Consider the following 17,346-nt stretch of genomic DNA (forward strand, 5'->3'; position numbering starts at 1 on the left):
GAGCATCGCCGGTGACCGAATACAGCGCTTTCAACGTCGAACTGACCGAGCACGTCGTCCACGTCCAGATCGATCGCCCGGAGAAAGCCAATGCCATGGACGCGGCGTTCTGGTCCGAGATCGTCGACATCTTCCAATGGATCGACGACACCGATGCGATACGCGCCGTGGTCATCAGTGGCGCGGGCAAGCATTTCTCCGCTGGTATCGACCTGGCGCTGCTGGCTTCGGTCGCCAGCCAATTGGGCCAGGACGTGGGGCGCAATGCCCGGCAACTGCGCCGTACCATCCTGCGCATGCAGGCCTCGTTCAATGCCGTGGACCAATGCCGCAAGCCGGTGCTGGCCGCCATTCATGGGCAGTGCATCGGCGGCGCCATCGACCTGATCGCCGCCTGCGACATGCGTTATTGCAGCAGCGACGCGCAATTCTCCATCAAGGAAATCGACATGGGCATGGCTGCCGACGTCGGTACCCTGCAGCGCTTGCCGCGTATCGTCGGCGACGGCGTTTTGCGTGAGTTGGCCTACACCGGGCGCCGCGTGCAGGCCGATGAAGCACTGCGCATCGGGTTGGTCAATCGTGTGTATGCCGATCCCGAAGCCTTGCTGGCCGAGGTGCTGGACATCGCTCGGCAGATCGCGGCAAAGTCGCCGATCGCAGTGGCCGGGACCAAGGCCATGCTCGGCTACATGCGCGACCACCGCATCGACGATGGGCTGGACTATATCGCCACTTGGAACGCCGCCATGTTGCAGTCCGAAGACTTGCGCATCGCCATGGCCGCGCATTTGGGCAAGCAGCGGCCGACCTTCCGCGACTAGTGCGGGTCTCAAGCCCTGTGGCTGGCGCGATGGCCAACTAGCCATTGCGACTCAAGTCCACCTCGCCAGATCCATTTTTCAAGCGACCGCGCCCCATCACGTCGGTCGCTCGCCCAGGAAGACCGTCATGTCAGCACGTTGGACCACAGCAGTACTCGACCCCCTTACCACCACCGGAGGGCTGGCCGTGGCGCGTAGTCCCGAGGGCTTTCTGCTCAAGGACGAACAGGCGCTGTTTCCCCGCCAATGGCTGGCCGATCGAGGCCTGAACGTGGCGAGCGAGCATGGCATTGGCTACCTGGACGGCGAGCCGGTCTTTCTCCTCGAACTGCGTGAAGTGGCCGCAGTGCCGGGCTGTCGCTGGCAGGGCCTGCGCCAATTCATGCTCGAAGGCGATTTTCTGCTGTACAAGGTGCTCGGCTATGCCGCGCAGATCGGCACCTGGGCGCGCGAGCACCGTTTCTGCGGCAGTTGTGGCCGGCCGACCGTGCAGGTGAGGGGTGAGCGTGCCATGCATTGCGAAGCCTGCGGCCTGCGCCATTACCCGCGGATTTCGCCGAGCATGATCGTGCTGATCACCCGCGGCGACGAAATCTTGCTGGCGCGCTCGCCACGTTTCGTCGCGGGTGTGTACAGCACGTTGGCGGGGTTCGCCGAGCCGGGGGAATCGGCCGAAGACTGCCTGGAGCGCGAGGTGTTCGAGGAGGTGGCGTTGCAAGTGCGCAATATCCAGTACGTAGGCAGCCAATGCTGGCCGTTTCCGCATTCGATGATGCTCGGCTTTCACGCTGAATATGCGGGTGGTGAAATCGTCATGCAGCCCGATGAGATCGAGGACGCACGCTGGTTCGACATCCGCGATCTACCGCCCTTGCCGGCCGGTCGGTCGATCGCGCGCTACCTTATCGACCTGTACGTGGCCCGGCGCTTAGGCCTGCCCGAACCAGTGCTGCCACGCTAGGCGCACGGTCAACGCCAGCACCACGCTGATGAACACCGGGCGGATGAATTTGTTGCCGCCCTTGATGGCGGTGCGTGCGCCGAAGTAGGCACCGACCATGACCGACAAGCCCATGGCCAGGCCCACCAGGTAGTCGACCTGTCCCGACACCATGAATACCGTCAGCGCCGCCACGTTGCTGACGAAGTTCATGCTGCGGGCCACGCCGCTGGCGCGCACCAGGTCGATGGGGTAGAGCAGTAGGGTACTGACCGTCCAGAATGCCCCGGTGCCCGGGCCGGCCACGCCGTCGTAGAACCCCAGGGTAAAGCCCTGCGGCGCCTGCCAGGTCTTCTTGATCGGCGCGTCGGCATCCAGCGGCGCCTTGGGCGTGCCGCCGAACAACAGGTACAAGCCGCAGGCGAACACCACCACCGGGAGCATCTTGTTCAGCCATTCGGCGGGCAGGTAGTGGGCCACCACCGCCCCCAGCAAAGCCCCGGCCAGCGTGCCGGCCAAGGCAGGGCGCCACTGCGCGGGATGGAACAGCTTGCGCCGGTAGTAGGTGAAGCTGGCGGTGGCCGAGCCGAAGGTGGAACTGAGCTTGTTGGTGCCCAGCACCAGGTGCGGTGGCATGCCGGCCGTCAGCAGGGCTGGCGTGGTCAGCAGGCCGCCGCCACCGGCGATGGCGTCGATGAAGCCTGCGACGAAAGCGACCAGCGTCAGGATCAGCAGCGTGAGAGGTTCTACGGAGAGTTCGAAGGGCATCGGCTCGGTCTTGTCTGGCACAGGCGCGACAAAAGGTCGCGCTCGGGGAAGGACGCATGGTAAAGCCTGTGGGGCACGGCTTCCAGTGCGATGGGCGAGGGCGTGCCCTGTTGCTGCTACCTATCGACAGTTCTCCAATCCCCCAATGATGGTTCGACGATTCATTGGGCAGCGCCTAGGCTGATGGTTCCCCCCCTTTATCCTCGCAAGGCCGTTCATGCGCTATCGACCATCGACCCCAGATTCCTGTCATGTGCGCTGCTTCGTGACATTGGTGAGCGCGCCATGAGCGATGAAGCCCACGCAATCCACGGGCTTCGCCTTTCGCCTGCCAGCGACCTCGATCTGCCGTTCGCGCGTGACCTCACCCGCTGCGCGATGCTGCCGTATTTCCAACAGTTCGCACTGCTGTGGACGGACGCGGCGTTCGACAAATCCTGGAGCTGGCGCGAGCAATGGCTGATCAAGGCCGGTGAGCGGACCCTGGGTTTTTGCAGCCTGAGCCAGGACCGCCAAGCGTTGTTCGTCCGTGAGCTGCACTTGCTGCCCGAGCATCGTCAACAGGGGGTAGGGCGCTGGGTGCTCGAAGAACTGAAGCGTTGGGCGCAGCAACGGCGTTTGCCGTTGCTGCGTCTCATGGCCTTCAGCAGCAATCCGGCACGACGCTTGTATCGGCGAGTCGGTTTCGACGAAGTCGGTCAGGACGGTTGCTTCGTGCTCATGCAATGCGCGGTGCAAAAAGACGCCGATGTGGTTTAGCGCAATGCGCAAGGTGCTCGGGAGAGGCGCGAGCCAGGGCTTGCCTGGCCCCCTGGCAATGGGCATAGTGCCGAAAGCTTAGGAATAGTCCTCCACGGATGTGGGATATCTCCTAGATCGATAACGCAAAGTGAAAAGGAAAGAGGGCATGAACGGATTCGGCGCGCGACTCAGGGAAGAACGAGAGCGCTTGGGCCTTACGCAACGGGTATTCGGCGATATTGGTGGCGTCGAACCCAACGCCCAGGGCAAGTATGAAAACGGCGACCGTACCCCGCGTCTGGATTACCTGGCGGCCGTGGCTGCCAAAGGCGTCGACCCGCTGTACGTGTTGACCGGGCTGCCGACGCCGCTGCCGCTCGACAGCCTAAGCGGCGATGAAGACCGGCTGCTGACAGCTTTCCGCCGCCTCCCCGACAAAGACCGCGCCGCTCTGTGGCATGTCCTGCACCGCTTGGCAGATTGAGCGCCACTAGGGTCAGAGGCCGCATGGGATCATCCATCGCGTCAGCATTCTCTAGCGTTTAGTCGATATGTTGCGGCTGAAAAATTTTGTTAAGGTGGCAACTTACAAATCGCCCCATTGACGAGGTGTCTGGCTTGATTAGGGTCCTTGTGGTCGACGATCACGATCTGGTACGCACCGGCATCACCCGCATGCTCAGTGACATCGAGGGGCTGCATGTAGTGGGCGAGGCAGACTCTGGCGAGTCGGCCCTCAAGCTGGCCCGTGAACTCAAACCGGACGTGGTGCTGATGGACGTCAAGATGCCTGGCATCGGCGGTCTCGAAGCCACGCGCAAGTTGCTGCGCAGCCATCCCGACAGCAAGGTCGTGGCCGTCACCGCCTGCGAAGAAGACCCTTTTCCCACGCGCCTGTTACAAGCCGGCGCTTCTGGCTATCTGACCAAAGGCGCTGCCCTCGATGAAATGGTGCACGCCATTCGCCTGGCGTTCGCGGGGCAGCGCTACATTAGCCCGCAAATTGCCCAGCAACTGGCGCTCAAGCCATTCCAACCCGAAGGGTCGCCGTTCGACAGTCTCTCCGAACGGGAAATCCAGATCGCTCTGATGATCGTCGGCTGCCAGAAAGTGCAGATCATCTCTGACAAGCTATGCCTGTCGCCCAAAACGGTGAATACCTACCGTTACCGCATTTTCGAAAAACTTTCCGTGACCAGCGACGTCGAATTAACGTTGCTGGCCGTCCGCCACGGAATGGTCGACGCAAGTCTCTAGCCTTAGAAGTGGTCCATGTCTCAAACCTTTGATGCCAGCGCGTTTCTGGCGACCTGCAGTGGTCGTCCGGGCGTGTACCGAATGTTCGATGCCGAATCGCGGCTGCTCTACGTCGGTAAAGCCAAGAACCTCAAGAAGCGCTTGGCCAGTTATTTCCGCAAAACCGGCCTGGCCTCGAAGACGATGGCGCTGGTGGGGCGCATCGCGCATATCGAGACCACCATCACCGGTAACGAAACCGAGGCCTTGCTGCTCGAGCAGAACCTGATCAAGGAATGGCGACCGCCGTACAACATTCTGTTGCGTGACGATAAGTCCTATCCTTACGTGTTTTTGTCGGATGGTCCTTTCCCACGGCTCGGCATCCATCGCGGCGCCAAGCGCGCCAAGGGTCGTTACTTCGGCCCTTACCCCAGTGCCGGTGCGATTCGCGAAAGCCTGAGCGTATTGCAGAAGACGTTCGCCGTTCGCCAATGCGAAGACAGTTATTACGCCAACCGCACCCGCCCGTGCCTGCAATACCAGATCAAGCGCTGCAAAGGGCCGTGTACCGATTTGGTCAGCCAGGAGGAATACGCCGAGGACGTGCGTCATTCGGTGATGTTTCTGGAGGGGCGCAGCCAGCAGTTGGGCAACGAGCTCAATGTGGAAATGGAACAGGCCGCCATGGCCCTGGACTTCGAAAAGGCCGCCGCGCTGCGCGACCAGATCGGTCTGCTCAGGCGCGTACAGGACCAGCAGCACATCGAAGGCGGCTCGGGCGAGGTCGACGTCATCGCCGCCTTCGTCAACCCGGGCGGCGCGTGCGTACACCTGATCAGCGTGCGTGGCGGCCGGGTGCTGGGCAGCAAAAATTTCTTTCCTCAAGTCGGCATCGAGGAAGAGGTCTCGGAAGTACTGGTCGCGTTCCTGTCGCAATACTACGTCGGCAATCCGGAGCGTGAGCTGCCCAGGGAGTTGATCGTCAACGTGGTCCATGAAGACTTCCAGACCATCATCGAGGCCCTGCACACGCTGCGCGGTCGCGAGGTGGACATCACCCACCGGGTGCGTGGTACCCGGGCGCGCTGGCAGCAGATGGCGGTGACCAATGCCGAGCAGGCGCTGAACGCTCGTTTGGCCAACCGCCAGCACATGGCCGCGCGCTTCGAAGCGCTGGCCCAAGTGCTCGACCTCGACGAGGTGCCGCAGCGCCTGGAATGCTACGACATCAGCCACTCCAGCGGCGAGGCGACGGTGGCCTCGTGCGTGGTGTTCGGGCCGGAAGGGCCGATCAAGGCCGACTACCGCCGCTTCAACATCGAAGGCATCACTGCCGGTGACGACTATGCCGCCATGCAGCAGGCCCTGACCCGGCGCTACAGTCGCATCAAGAACGGCGAAGGCAAGCTGCCCGACGTGCTGTTGGTCGATGGTGGCAAGGGCCAGCTGAACATGGCGCGCGAAGTCATGCAGGAGCTGGCCTTTACGGATCTGACCTTGCTCGGAGTGGCAAAGGGCGTTACGCGTAAAGCGGGCTTCGAAACGCTGTACCTCAACGACGCTGCCCATGAGTTCACGCTCAAGGGCGACTCGCCGGCGCTGCATTTGATTCAGCAGATCCGTGACGAGGCGCACCGTTTCGCCATTACCGGTCACCGTGCGCGTCGCGGCAAGGCACGGCGGACGTCCAGCCTGGAAGACGTAGCCGGCGTAGGGCCTAAACGCCGTCGCGAGTTGCTCAAGCACTTTGGCGGGCTGCAGGAGCTCAACCGCGCCAGCATCGATGAAATAGCCAAAGCGCCGGGTATCAGTAAAAAGCTCGCCGAGTCGATTTATGCCAGCTTGCATAGCGAGTAGTATGTCGAGCTCAACTCGCAGCCAGTCGTACTGATGAATATTCCAAACTTGCTCACCGTTCTACGGGTTCTGCTGATCCCCATCTTCATCTTGCTGTTCTATATGCCGTTCCATTGGAGCTACATGGCAGCAAGTACGGTGTTCGCCATCGCCGCCGCCACCGACTGGCTGGACGGTTACTTGGCCCGCAGGCTGCAGCAAAGTACTCCATTCGGTGCGTTTCTCGATCCGGTGGCCGACAAACTCATGGTGGCGGTCGCCCTGGTGCTGCTGGTGCAGGTGCATGCCAACTTCTGGCTGACGCTCCCCGCAGCGATCATCATCTGCCGCGAGATCGTGGTGTCGGCGCTGCGCGAGTGGATGGCGGAAATCGGTGCTCGGGCGCACGTAGCAGTGTCCAACTGGGGTAAATGGAAGACCGCCGCGCAAATGCTGGCGCTGGTGATCCTGTTGGGCAATCCGCCGGTGGCGAGCGTCTGGGTGGTTTTGGGCTACGGGTTGCTGCTGGTATCGGCAGGGCTGACGTTGATCTCTATGGTGCACTACCTGATCGCGGCCTGGCCGCACCTGCGCGAAGGCACCGAGCAGCGTTAAAAGTTTTTTTGAATCAAGGGGTTGACGCCATTTGGCGATGCGTTAGAATGGCACCCATCACGACGCGGGAATAGCTCAGTTGGTAGAGCACGACCTTGCCAAGGTCGGGGTCGCGAGTTCGAGTCTCGTTTCCCGCTCCAAATATCGATCTACAAGTTGCATCGTAATTTTTAGATCATTGAAAAAAGACGCTTCGGCGTCTTTTTTCGTTTCAGCGCATTGTGCATCTGTTGGCGATCCGGTGCGTTGGTGTAGCAGACTCGAGGCAGAACTGGGGCTCAGGCATTCTTACAGAGCTCGGTGTGGCAAAAAGATAGGCTAGGCTTCGCAGCGTTGGCGGCGCACCGCTGCTCTATGGAAGTAAATAGGCAGCGGTAACGGTTCAGGGTTTGACCGAAGTGGTCGAGCAAAGCGACATCGTGGGGGCAGTCTCAGACACGAGACTCTGCTGCGTATCCTCGGCGAATGTCACCAGCATGGGCATCGCGCCTTTTTCCTCCGATGCCACATACGGCACATGGTCAACGCGCTGGACCACAAGCGAGGTGACACTGGCCTGTTCGCGGTGGTGCTCCATTATTTTTTCGATAAGCGCTTGGGTTGAGGGGGTCTCTGTCTGGTCAATCACCGTCAGTATGCCGCCTGGACGAAGAATTCGATCCGCCACTTCATAAACGTTGTTCTGCACGTAGATGCGGTGTTCGCGGGACGTCGGCATCATCGCCAGATCGATAGCGATGTTATGCCCGCGCGCGTCGTGCGTACCGAGCAACCAGCAGGCGATCGAGTCGAACTTGGGCTGGCGTTCAAGCCATGCCTCAAGCTTTGGATCGCTCAGGGCATCGCCCTCGATGAGTAGGCAGACCACCTGAGGGGCGTTTTCAACATCGCTGTAACGCAGTCGATAGGCATTATCACCCAAGCTTTCCGGCTTCTCGCGCGAGACGACCGCGACGGAATAACCGTGGCTGGCCACCCGCTTCTGGGTAGCGGCGATACAGTAGGGATTCTCTTCAATACAGACAACGGTGTGCCCTTGTGCCAACAAGGCCAGTGTGGAGTGACCGACCCCACAGCCTATTTCCAGGGTTCGCTGAAAGCCATCGACCCTGGCGGCCATCCATTCGTAATGGCCTTGGGCGAGATGGCCATCGGAATTGATGCCCCAGCTTTTGATGTAGTCTTTACGCAAGCGATCGAGCTGGTAAAGCGCAGGAGGCTTTGGTGGCAAGCCACTGCGCTTGACTTTGGCTTTGGCTTTCTTACCGTCACGCCGCTTTTTGCTACTGATGCTCATAGACGTTCCCTGTGTCCGATGGGTGGCCCATGAGCTTAAGTGCTGTATGCCGGTGAGGGCGTTAAACGGTCCGTTTAGTAATCTGACATGTGTAAGTAGGCATGCTATTTCCACGCATCTAGAAATAACTCGTCACCCCCACAAAATAGGCCCGGCCCGGTACATAAAATCGGGTCGCGCTCTGTCGTGGCTGCTCGTCGAACAGATTCTGCACATCGGCATTGACCTTCAACCACTTGGTTGCGGCCCATTGGGCAGTGAGGTCATAGGTGGTGTAAGGCGCCACAAAGTGACTGGCGGCACCGCGCTGTTTGCCCACATGTTGTGCTGACAACTCGGTAGTCAGGGCAGGGTCGATCTGCCACTCCACAGCGCTGAACAGCGACAGCTTAGGTGAGTTGATCAGCGCTTCGCCGGTGGCAAGGTTGCGGTTTTCCAACATATAGGTGGCATTGCTCCGCCATGTGACGCGGTCTGCTATGAGTGGTACTCGCAATGTGCCTTCCAAGCCACGCGTGCGTGCCTGTTCGACGTTGGTCAATTGAGTCCACCAGTAACCTTGGTGCCAGCCCAGCGGTTTGTATTCGATCTTGTCTTTGAAATCGGTGTGGAAGTAGGTCAGGCCCGCTTCCCAGCCATCGTTGTCGTAAGCGATACCAACTTCCTTGCTGAGACTGGTTTCAGGCCGCAGATCGGGATTGCCTGCCATCCAGCAGCCACCGGACACGTAACCCAGCGGCCGCAACGAAGTACAGCCATTGCCGCCTGAGCGGGTGGCCGCGCCTGCGCTGGTTTCCTTGATGCTCGGCGCACGATAGCCCTTGGCGATGCCGCCGCGCAGGGTCCAGTCGGGGTGGGGATGATAGACCAGGTAGGCGCGCGGGCTGTTGTGGTTGCCATCGCGCTGGCTGTGGTCGAAGCGGTTGCCCAGGGTCAAGGACAGGTTATCGAGCACGAACAGCTCGTCTTCGACAAAGGCCGACCAGTATCTGCCTTGCGATTGCGAACCGGTGACGGGCTTGCCTTCAGGGTCGATGGGGATAGCGCCCAGCGTCCGCGTGTTGGTCAGCGCGTCGCGCTTCCACTGCCCACCCAGAGTCATGCGCTGCTGGAGTATCCATTCGAACGGCACGTTCAAGTGACCATCGATGATTTTCTCTTCGGCGTTGGCTTTTTCCTTGCTGATGCGGTTTTCGAACCGATTCACATAGGCATCGAGCTGGGCGGTGCCGAAACCTAGATCGCCTTGATAGGAGGCGACGTAACCGTCGCGAGTCAGATGCCCGGCACCGAACGCGCTTACCTGCGACCCAGGTACCTTCGAGCCCCATGAGCGTTCCACGCCTTGGACCACTTCCATCGACACGCTGTGCGCGTCGGTGATGCGCCAGTCCAGCAGCGCGTTCACGTGCTGGTCCTTGGCACCTCCGGCGCCATCGTTGCGAAGCGTGGCGCCTTGAGCATCCGCCCGAGGCTGCGCCTCGTCGCTGGCCCGGCGAGTGATGTTGGCGCCCAGGCGCAGGCCGATGGTTTCGGTGAGCGGTCCCGACAGATTGAAACCGGTCTGCTCGGTCTGCCCACGGTCCGAATGCTGCGGCACCGTGGTGTTGACGCTCAGCGAGCCATCCCAGGCTCGCGCGACCTTGCGCGTGATGATGTTGATCACCCCGCCCATGGCGTCCGCGCCGTACCGCGAGGACATAGGCCCGCGCGTCACTTCGATACGCTCGATCATGTTCGGGGAGATCCAGTTCAGGTCCTGGCGCGCCAGGTCGCGCCGGTACTGCGTGTCTGCCGAATTGCCGACACGTTTGCCATCGACCAGGATCACCGTGTACTGGTCGTCCAGGCCGCGCAGCTTGATTTTCGACTGTTCGCCCACCGGGCCGAAGCCGCCGGTGACGCCTGGAAGACGACGCAACAATGTGCCCAGGTCATAGACCGGTTGCCGCTCGATCTCCTCGCGGGTGATGACGCTGACACTAGCAGGCGCGTCGCGCACGTCCGTGCTGGTGCTGCTGGCAGTGACGAACGAGGTCTCCAACTCGGTGGCATTGCCTTGCGAAGGCTCTTCCACCAGCGCGGCGTGTGAGAGGGGGGCGGCAAGCAAAGCTGCCGTAAGCAGGTTCAGAGGAAGGGCAGGGTGCTTCATGGGGAAACCAGTCCTTGATCGAATCGTGAAGTCGGACTGGACATTAATGAAAATGAGAATATTTCGTATGTAGTATCGGTTTGTACTGCTCGTCAGACATTTCGTTGTAATAGGTAACCTTTCCTGATGGACGCCAGCTGCAAAGCCTTGGCCTACCGATCCCCATCTGCTGGCGCTCAGCGAATTCAACGCTGGCTGCTCCGACGATCTACCCCCTGGCCTGTGCCGAATTCGCGCGCACCGTTACGCCAGCGCATGTGATCGTACAACCGCTTGCGCTATCATGATGGCAACTTCTCCAGGTGACACACAGGGCATGACAGAGCAACAGGTACAGGCCAAGACCCGGCGCAAGCCACGCAGTCTGGCGCAGGAACTGGTCACGGTGCTGACCGAGCGCATTCGCAGTGGTCAGCTCAAGCGCGGTGACAAGCTGCCGACCGAATCGCAGATCATGGCCGAGGAGGGTGTCAGCCGCACCGTAGTGCGTGAGGCGATTTCCCGGCTACAGGCGGCCGGGCAGGTGGAAACCCGCCATGGCATCGGCACCTTCGTGCTGAACGCTGGAACGACGGCCGGTTTTCGGATCGACCCCGCGACCGTGGTGACCCTGCGCGAAGTGCTGGCCGTTCTTGAGCTGCGCATCGCCTTGGAAGTCGAATCGGCAGGGCTCGCGGCTCAGCGCCGTAGCGACGAAGCGTTGGCCGGCATGCGCGCGGCACTGGACGAGCTCAACGAAGGCGCCGCGCATGCCACCGACGCGGTATCGGCGGATTTCCAGTTCCACCTGCGCATCGCCCAGGCCAGTGGCAACCACTACTTCGCCGACATCCTCGACCACCTGGGTACCAGCATCATCCCGCGCACGCGGGTGAATTCGGCGCGATTGGCGCAGGATGACCAGGCCCATTACATGAGTCGGCTCAGGCACGAGCATGAAGCGATCTACGAAGCCATTGCCCGGCGCGACGGCGAGGGGGCCAAGATGGCCATGCGCATGCATCTGAGCAACAGCCGCGAGCGCCTGCGCCAGGCGCATGAAGAGGCTGAATCCCAGAAGGGTTGAGGGCGGTTGCGCGTGCAGTGCTTCCAAGGGACACCAATAAAGCAAAGCCCCGCATAGGCGGGGCTTTGTAGTTTCAGGACGCTTAAATCGCGTCTTCGCTCCACTGCCCGTCGACCAAGCGACGCAGCCCCAACGGGTTGCTGTCACGCAACGCCTCCGGCAGCAACGCCTGCGGGTAGTTCTGGTAGCACACCGGGCGCAGGAAGCGGTCGATGGCCAGTGTACCGACCGAGGTGCCGCGTGCATCCGAGGTGGCCGGATAAGGTCCGCCATGGACCATCGCATCGCAGACTTCCACGCCGGTCGGATAGCCGTTGACCAGGATGCGCCCGACCTTTTCCTCCAGCAGCGGCACCAGCCAGGCGAACGCCTCGAAGTCCTCGGGCTCGCCGATCAACGTTGCGGTCAGTTGGCCACGCAGGCCCAGCAGGGCGTCGCGCAACTGTGGCGGGTCCTGCACTTCGACGGCTACGGTGGTAGGGCCGAACACTTCCTCTTGCAACAGGGGGTCAGCGTCCACCAACAGCTGGGCGTCGGCCTTGAACAGCTGGGCGCGGGCCTGAGTGCCCTCCTGGGCCTGACCGGCCAGGTGTTCGATACCGGCGTGGGCATGCAGGTGTTCTACGCCGCCGACATAGCTGCGCAGGCCGCCCGCGTTGAGTAGGGTCTGTCCAGCCTGTTGCTGCAGATGCTGGCCGAGCTCGCTGAGCAACTGGGTGTACTGCGGCGATTGCAAGCCGATCAGCAACCCTGGGTTGGTGCAGAACTGACCGGCACCCAGGCAAACGGAGCCGGCCAGCTCGCGGGCGATGGTTTCGCCGCGTCTGGTCAGGGCGCCAGGCAGCACGATCACCGGGTTGATGCTCGACATCTCGGCGAACACCGGGATCGGCTGCGGCCGTTCGGCGGCCATGCGGCACAGCGCGTCGCCACCTTTGAGCGAGCCGGTGAAGCCGACGGCCTGGATGGCCGGATGCTTGACCAGCGGCTCGCCGACGCCTGCGCCGTAGACCATGTTGAACACGCCCTGCGGCATGCCGGTACGCTCGGCGGCCCGCTGGATCGCACAGCCGACCACGTCTGCCGTCGCCATGTGCCCGCTGTGCGCCTTGAACACCACCGGGCAACCGGCGGCCAGGGCCGCAGCCGTGTCACCGCCGGCGGTGGAGAAGGCGAGGGGGAAGTTGCTGGCGCCGAACACGGCCACGGGGCCAACGCCGATGCGCATCTGGCGCAGGTCCACGCGTGGCAGCGGCTGGCGCTCGGGTAGTGCCTGGTCGATGCGTGCGCCGAGGAAATCGCCGCGGCGCAGCACTTGGGCGAACAGGCGCATCTGGCCGCTGGTACGACCACGCTCACCCTGGATACGCCCAGCCGGCAAGGCGGTCTCGCGGCAGACGATGGCGACGAAGGCGTCGTCCAGTTCGTCCAGCTCGGCGGCGATGGCGTCGAGGAATTCGGCGCGCCGTGCTGGTTTCAGGTTGCGGAATTCGACGAACGCGGCGGCTGCCGCCCTGGCGGCCTGGTCGACTTCGTCGGCGGTGGCCTGGGCGAAGCTGTAGGGCAGGGCCTCGCCGGTGGTGGCGTCCAGGCTTTGCAGACGCTGTGTGCCAGCGGCGCTGCGCTGGCCGGCGATGAAGTTGTGGCCGAGTATCTCTGGCATTTGGAGCTCCTAAAGGCGTGGGTAATCAGGTGATCGGTGCCGGATTGAACAAGGTGATGTCGTTGTGCAAACGGTGCTGTTCGGCCCAGGTCTGCTTGCGGCCGCTGGCGACGTCCAGGTAATAGTGGAACAGCTCCCAGCCCAGCTCTTCGATGCTCGAGCGGCCGCTGGCGATGCGCCCGGCGTCGATGTCGATCAGGTCCGGCCAGCGCTGGGCCAGTTCGGTCCGCGTACAGACCTTGACCACTGGCGCCATGGCCAGGCCGTAGGGCGTGCCGCGCCCGGTGGTGAACACATGCAGGTTCATCCCGGCTGCCAGTTGCAGCGTGCCGCAGACGAAGTCGCTGGCAGGCGTCGCGCAGAAGATCAGGCCCTTGCGCGTGACCCGCTCGCCTGGCCCTAGCACGCCCTGGATGGCGCCGCTGCCGGACTTGACGATCGACCCAAGAGACTTCTCCACGATATTCGACAGGCCGCCTTTCTTGTTGCCCGGCGTGGTGTTGGCGCTACGGTCGGCGGCGCCTTGTTGCAAGTAACGGTCGTACCAGTCCATCTCGCGCACCAGGGCCTCGGCGACGTCCTGGTTCTCGGCGCGGGAGGTGAGCATGTAGATGGCGTCGCGCACTTCGGTGACTTCCGAGAACAGCACGGTGGCGCCGGCGCGTACCAACAGATCGGCGGCATAACCCAGCGCCGGATTGGCGGTGATGCCGGAGAAGGCGTCGCTGCCGCCGCACTGCATGCCCAGAATGAGTTCGCTGGCCGGCACGGTTTCGCGGCGGCGCTGGTCGAGCTTCTTCAGGCGGGTTTCGGCCAGCGCCATGATCTGCTCGATCATTTCCACGAAGCCCAGGCTGGCGTCCTGTAGGCGATAGAGCCATGGCTCGCTGAGGTCCACGGACGGGTCGTCGTCGTGCATGACCTGGCCGGCCTGGAGTTTCTCGCAGCCCAGGCTGATCACCAGCGCTTCGCCGCCCAGGTTGGGGTTGCGCGCCAGATTGCGCACGGTGCGGATCGGGATGTAGGCGTCGCGGGCGTTGATCGCCACGCCGCAACCGTAACTGTGGGTGAGGGCGACCACGTCATCGACGTGGGGGTATTTGGGCAGCAGTTCGCTGCGGATGCGCTTGACCGCATGTTCCAGCACACCGGTCACGCACTGCACCGTGGTGGTGATGCCGAGGATGTTGCGCGTGCCGACGGTGCCGTCGGCGTTGCGGTAGCCTTCGAAGGTGAAGCCCTCCAGCGGCGGCAACGGTTGTGGCACGGCATCGCAGCGCGGCAGGCTGTCCAACTCGGGCGCGGCTGGCATGGCGAGCTGGCTTTCCTGTACCCAGCTGCCTTGGCGCAGGTCTTCCAGTGCATGTCCGATGATTTGCCCATAACGGCGTACCGGTTCGCCCTTGGCGATGGCGACGGTGGCGACCTTATGGCTCTGTGGCACGCTTTCGACCAGGGTCAGACCGTCGGCGAAGCGGGCACCTTCGCCCAGACCGCCGTCGTTGACGACGACCACGACATTGTCGTCCTCGTGCAGGCGGACGTAGTGGGGCGAGTCGGAATGTTCGATCAGCTGCATATCGGGCCTACTTGTCAGGTTCTCAGGCTTTTTTGTACATCCGCCCGCGCCGGATCGACCGGCACGGGCGTGTTCGCTCAGGGACGCGAGCTGGCCAATTCACCGTTGGCGGCAGGCTCGGGCGGTGACTTCGGTGCATCGTCACGCAGTTCGATGCGCTTGATCGGGCCGACGATCACCAAGTAGCTGAACACCGCCACCAGCGCGTTGGCGCCGACGTACACCAATGCCCACTTGAACGAGCCGGTGGCACTGATGATGTAGCCGATGACGATCGGCGTGGTGATCGAGGCGATGTTGCCGAAGGTGTTGAACAGCCCGCCCGAGAGCCCGGCGATCTGCTTCGGCGAGGTGTCGGCCACAACCGCCCAGCCCAGCGCGCCGATGCCTTTGCCGAAGAAGGCCAAGGTCATGAAGCCGACCACCATCCACTCGGCGTCGACGTAGTTGCAGAACACCATGGTGGTCGACAGCAGCAGGCCGCAGACGATCGGCAGTTTGCGCGAGAAGGTCAGCGAGTTGCCGCGACGCAGCAGCCAGTCCGAGATCACCCCACCAAGCACGCCACCGATGAAGCCGCAGATCGCCGGTAAGGAGGCGATGAAGCCGGCCTTGAGGATGGTCATGCCGCGTTCCTGCACCAGGTACACCGGGAACCAGGTCAGGAAGAAGTAGGTGATGGCGTTGATGCAGTACTGGCCCAGGTACACGCCCAGGAGCATGCGGCTGGTTAGTAGTTGCTTGACGTAGCCCCATTTCGGCCCGTCGTTGCCACGTTTCTGGTCCATGTCCACCAGGCCGCCGTTCTGCTCGATGTGTTCGAGCTCGGCTTGGCTGATGCGCGGGTGCTGCTTGGGGTTGTAGATGGTTTTCAGCCACACCAGGGAAAACACGATGCCCAACGCGCCCATGACCACGAACACGTGCTCCCAGCCGAAGCTGAACACGATCCAGCCCATGATCGGGGCGAACAGCGCGGTGGCGAAATACTGTGCGGAGTTGAAGATGGCCGAGGCGGTACCGCGCTCCTGGGTCGGGAACCAGGCCGCGACGATGCGCGCATTGCCGGGGAAGGAAGGCGCTTCGGCAAAGCCCACCAGAAAGCGTAGGGTGAACAGGGTCACCACTGCCCAGGCCACCGGCATGCCGCCGACGAAGCCTTGCAGCAATGTGAACAGCGACCAGGTGAAGATGCTGACGGCATAGACGTTCTTGGAACCGAAACGGTCGAGCAGCCAGCCGCCGGGAATTTGCCCGGCGACGTAGGCCCAGCCGAATGCGGAGAAGATGTAGCCAAGGGTCACGGCATCGATGCCGAGGTCTTTTTGCAGGCTCGAGCCTGCGATGGCGATGGTGGCGCGATCGGCGTAGTTGATCGTGGTCACGAGGAACAGCATGAACAGGATCAGGTAGCGCACATGCGTCTTTTTGCTCGCTTGCATGCTGGTCGTACTCCCACTAGTTATTTTTGTGCGGGCTCATGAGTTGTGGCCGAAGTGGGGCGAACCCACTCCGGCGTGCGGCTTTTGGCAGGCCGCAGGCTGTGCTTACTGCGGACCCATTTTGTCCATCAGTGCGGCGAGCATTTCGTATTCATCGGCAGTAAGGTCGGTGAGCGGCGTGCGCACTGGGCCTGCGTCATAGCCGGCGATCTTGGCACCGGCCTTGACGATGCTCACGGCGTAGCCGGCTTTGCGGTTGCGAATGTCCAGATACGGCAGGAAGAAATCATCGATCAGCTTGCCGACGGTGGCATGGTCGTCACGGGCGATGGCGTTGTAGAAGTCCATGGCCGTTTTCGGCACGAAGTTGAAGACGGCCGAGGAATAGACCGGTACGCCCAGCGCTTTGTAGGCAGCGGCATAGACTTCGGCGGTCGGCAGACCGCCCAGGTAGCTGAAACGATCTCCAAGGCGGCGGCGAATCGACACCATCAGCTCGATGTCACCCAGGCCGTCCTTGTAACCGATCAGGTTGGGGCAGCGCTCGGCCAGCCGCTCCAGCAGATCGGCATTGAGGCGGCAGACGTTGCGGTTGTACACCACCACACCGATCTTCACCGATTTGCACACGGCCTCGACGTGGGCGGCCACACCGTCCTGGCTGGCTTCGGTCAGGTAATGGGGCAACAGCAGCAGGCCCTTAGCACCCAGGCGCTCGGCTTCCTGCGCGTACTCGATGGCCTGGCGCGTGGCGCCGCCGACGCCGGCGAGGATCGGCACCGACGTGGCGCAGGTGTCGACTGCGGTCTTGATCACCTGGCTGTATTCGCTGGCGGCCAGGGAGAAGAACTCACCGGTGCCGCCTGCGGCGAACAGGGCGCTGGCACCGTAGGGGGCCAGCCATTCCAGGCGCTTGATGTAGCCCGCCTGGTGGAAGTCGCCTTGGGCGTCGAAGTCGGTGACCGGGAAAGACAGCAGGCCGTGAGAGAGGATGGATTTCAGTTCTTGTGGATTCATTGTTGTAAGCATCCTGTGGCGCTTGGGGTGAAGGTTGTCGCTGCGATCTGAAGGTAAGTTATCGTACAACCTTTGAGGTGGCTAGGATTTTTTTGCGGTTTTTTGGAAATAATGGCCGCTAAAAATCAAATATATAGAGAGGTCGTACGATGACTTTAACCTTTCGC

15 protein-coding genes and 1 tRNA gene are annotated in these 17,346 nt (G+C 62.2%); 9 read left to right on the forward strand and 7 right to left on the reverse strand.

Annotated elements, in window-relative coordinates; translation table 11 throughout:
- Window positions 1-11: 11 nt before the first annotated feature.
- Window positions 12-824: a crotonase/enoyl-CoA hydratase family protein gene (locus tag ACSMEV_RS12405; protein ID WP_459205412.1), complete on the forward strand. Its 813-nt coding sequence runs from the start codon at window positions 12-14 to the stop codon at window positions 822-824.
- Between the two features lie 127 nt (window positions 825-951).
- Window positions 952-1,785: an NAD(+) diphosphatase gene (gene nudC, locus ACSMEV_RS12410; protein WP_459205413.1), complete on the forward strand. Its 834-nt coding sequence runs from the start codon at window positions 952-954 to the stop codon at window positions 1,783-1,785.
- On the opposite strand, the gene ACSMEV_RS12415 is transcribed toward nudC, so the two are convergent.
- Window positions 1,753-2,532: a sulfite exporter TauE/SafE family protein gene (locus tag ACSMEV_RS12415; protein ID WP_314494431.1), complete on the reverse strand. Its 780-nt coding sequence runs from the start codon at window positions 2,530-2,532 to the stop codon at window positions 1,753-1,755. The genes nudC and ACSMEV_RS12415 overlap by 33 nt on opposite strands.
- A gap of 285 nt (window positions 2,533-2,817) precedes the next feature.
- Between ACSMEV_RS12415 and ACSMEV_RS12420 the strand changes: the two genes are divergently transcribed.
- The 6 genes from ACSMEV_RS12420 (at window position 2,818) to ACSMEV_RS12445 (ending at window position 7,103) form a co-directional block, all read left to right on the forward strand.
- Window positions 2,818-3,291: a GNAT family N-acetyltransferase gene (locus ACSMEV_RS12420; protein ID WP_459205414.1), complete on the forward strand. Its 474-nt coding sequence runs from the start codon at window positions 2,818-2,820 to the stop codon at window positions 3,289-3,291.
- A gap of 148 nt (window positions 3,292-3,439) precedes the next feature.
- A complete protein-coding gene (locus ACSMEV_RS12425; protein WP_314494429.1) occupies window positions 3,440-3,757 on the forward strand; it encodes a helix-turn-helix domain-containing protein in 318 nt (105 codons plus the stop codon).
- A 134-nt stretch (window positions 3,758-3,891) separates the two neighbouring features.
- Window positions 3,892-4,530, forward strand: coding sequence for a response regulator transcription factor GacA (gene gacA, locus ACSMEV_RS12430; RefSeq protein ID WP_296267605.1), 639 nt, complete (start codon window positions 3,892-3,894; stop codon window positions 4,528-4,530).
- A 15-nt stretch (window positions 4,531-4,545) separates the two neighbouring features.
- Window positions 4,546-6,369: an excinuclease ABC subunit UvrC gene (gene uvrC, locus ACSMEV_RS12435; RefSeq protein WP_459205415.1), complete on the forward strand. Its 1,824-nt coding sequence runs from the start codon at window positions 4,546-4,548 to the stop codon at window positions 6,367-6,369.
- A 33-nt stretch (window positions 6,370-6,402) separates the two neighbouring features.
- Window positions 6,403-6,963: a CDP-diacylglycerol--glycerol-3-phosphate 3-phosphatidyltransferase gene (gene pgsA / locus ACSMEV_RS12440; RefSeq protein WP_459205416.1), complete on the forward strand. Its 561-nt coding sequence runs from the start codon at window positions 6,403-6,405 to the stop codon at window positions 6,961-6,963.
- Window positions 6,964-7,027: 64 nt separating this feature from the next.
- Window positions 7,028-7,103: transfer RNA gene (locus ACSMEV_RS12445), tRNA-Gly, on the forward strand.
- A gap of 242 nt (window positions 7,104-7,345) precedes the next feature.
- Here the strand turns inward: ACSMEV_RS12445 and ACSMEV_RS12450 are convergent.
- Together ACSMEV_RS12450 and ACSMEV_RS12455 are read right to left on the reverse strand one after the other, a co-directional pair.
- On the reverse strand, window positions 7,346-8,260 hold the full coding sequence (locus tag ACSMEV_RS12450) for a hypothetical protein (protein WP_459205417.1): 915 nt from the start codon (window positions 8,258-8,260) through the stop codon (window positions 7,346-7,348).
- A gap of 118 nt (window positions 8,261-8,378) precedes the next feature.
- Entirely contained in the window at window positions 8,379-10,601 is a 2,223-nt protein-coding gene (locus ACSMEV_RS12455; protein ID WP_459205418.1) for a TonB-dependent receptor domain-containing protein, read from the reverse strand.
- Window positions 10,602-10,728: 127 nt separating this feature from the next.
- Between ACSMEV_RS12455 and ACSMEV_RS12460 the strand changes: the two genes are divergently transcribed.
- Window positions 10,729-11,478 (forward strand): FadR/GntR family transcriptional regulator, encoded by a 750-nt coding sequence (locus tag ACSMEV_RS12460; protein ID WP_459205419.1) that lies wholly within the window; start codon window positions 10,729-10,731, stop codon window positions 11,476-11,478.
- A gap of 82 nt (window positions 11,479-11,560) precedes the next feature.
- Here the strand turns inward: ACSMEV_RS12460 and ACSMEV_RS12465 are convergent, their stop codons facing one another.
- The 4 genes from ACSMEV_RS12465 to kdgD all read right to left on the reverse strand — a co-directional run bounded on the left by ACSMEV_RS12465 (window position 11,561) and on the right by kdgD (window position 17,179).
- Complete coding sequence (locus ACSMEV_RS12465; protein WP_459205420.1) at window positions 11,561-13,141, reverse strand: aldehyde dehydrogenase (NADP(+)); 1,581 nt, start codon at window positions 13,139-13,141, stop codon at window positions 11,561-11,563.
- A gap of 25 nt (window positions 13,142-13,166) precedes the next feature.
- On the reverse strand, window positions 13,167-14,720 hold the full coding sequence (gene garD / locus ACSMEV_RS12470; protein ID WP_459205421.1) for a galactarate dehydratase: 1,554 nt from the start codon (window positions 14,718-14,720) through the stop codon (window positions 13,167-13,169).
- Between the two features lie 77 nt (window positions 14,721-14,797).
- Window positions 14,798-16,162 (reverse strand): MFS transporter, encoded by a 1,365-nt coding sequence (locus tag ACSMEV_RS12475; RefSeq protein WP_459205422.1) that lies wholly within the window; start codon window positions 16,160-16,162, stop codon window positions 14,798-14,800.
- 105 nt (window positions 16,163-16,267) lie between these two features.
- Window positions 16,268-17,179, reverse strand: a complete 912-nt coding sequence (gene kdgD / locus ACSMEV_RS12480) for a 5-dehydro-4-deoxyglucarate dehydratase (RefSeq protein ID WP_459205423.1) — start codon at window positions 17,177-17,179, stop codon at window positions 16,268-16,270.
- Window positions 17,180-17,346 lie beyond the last annotated feature (167 nt).

The organism is Pseudomonas sp. MLB6B (genome assembly GCF_054508135.1).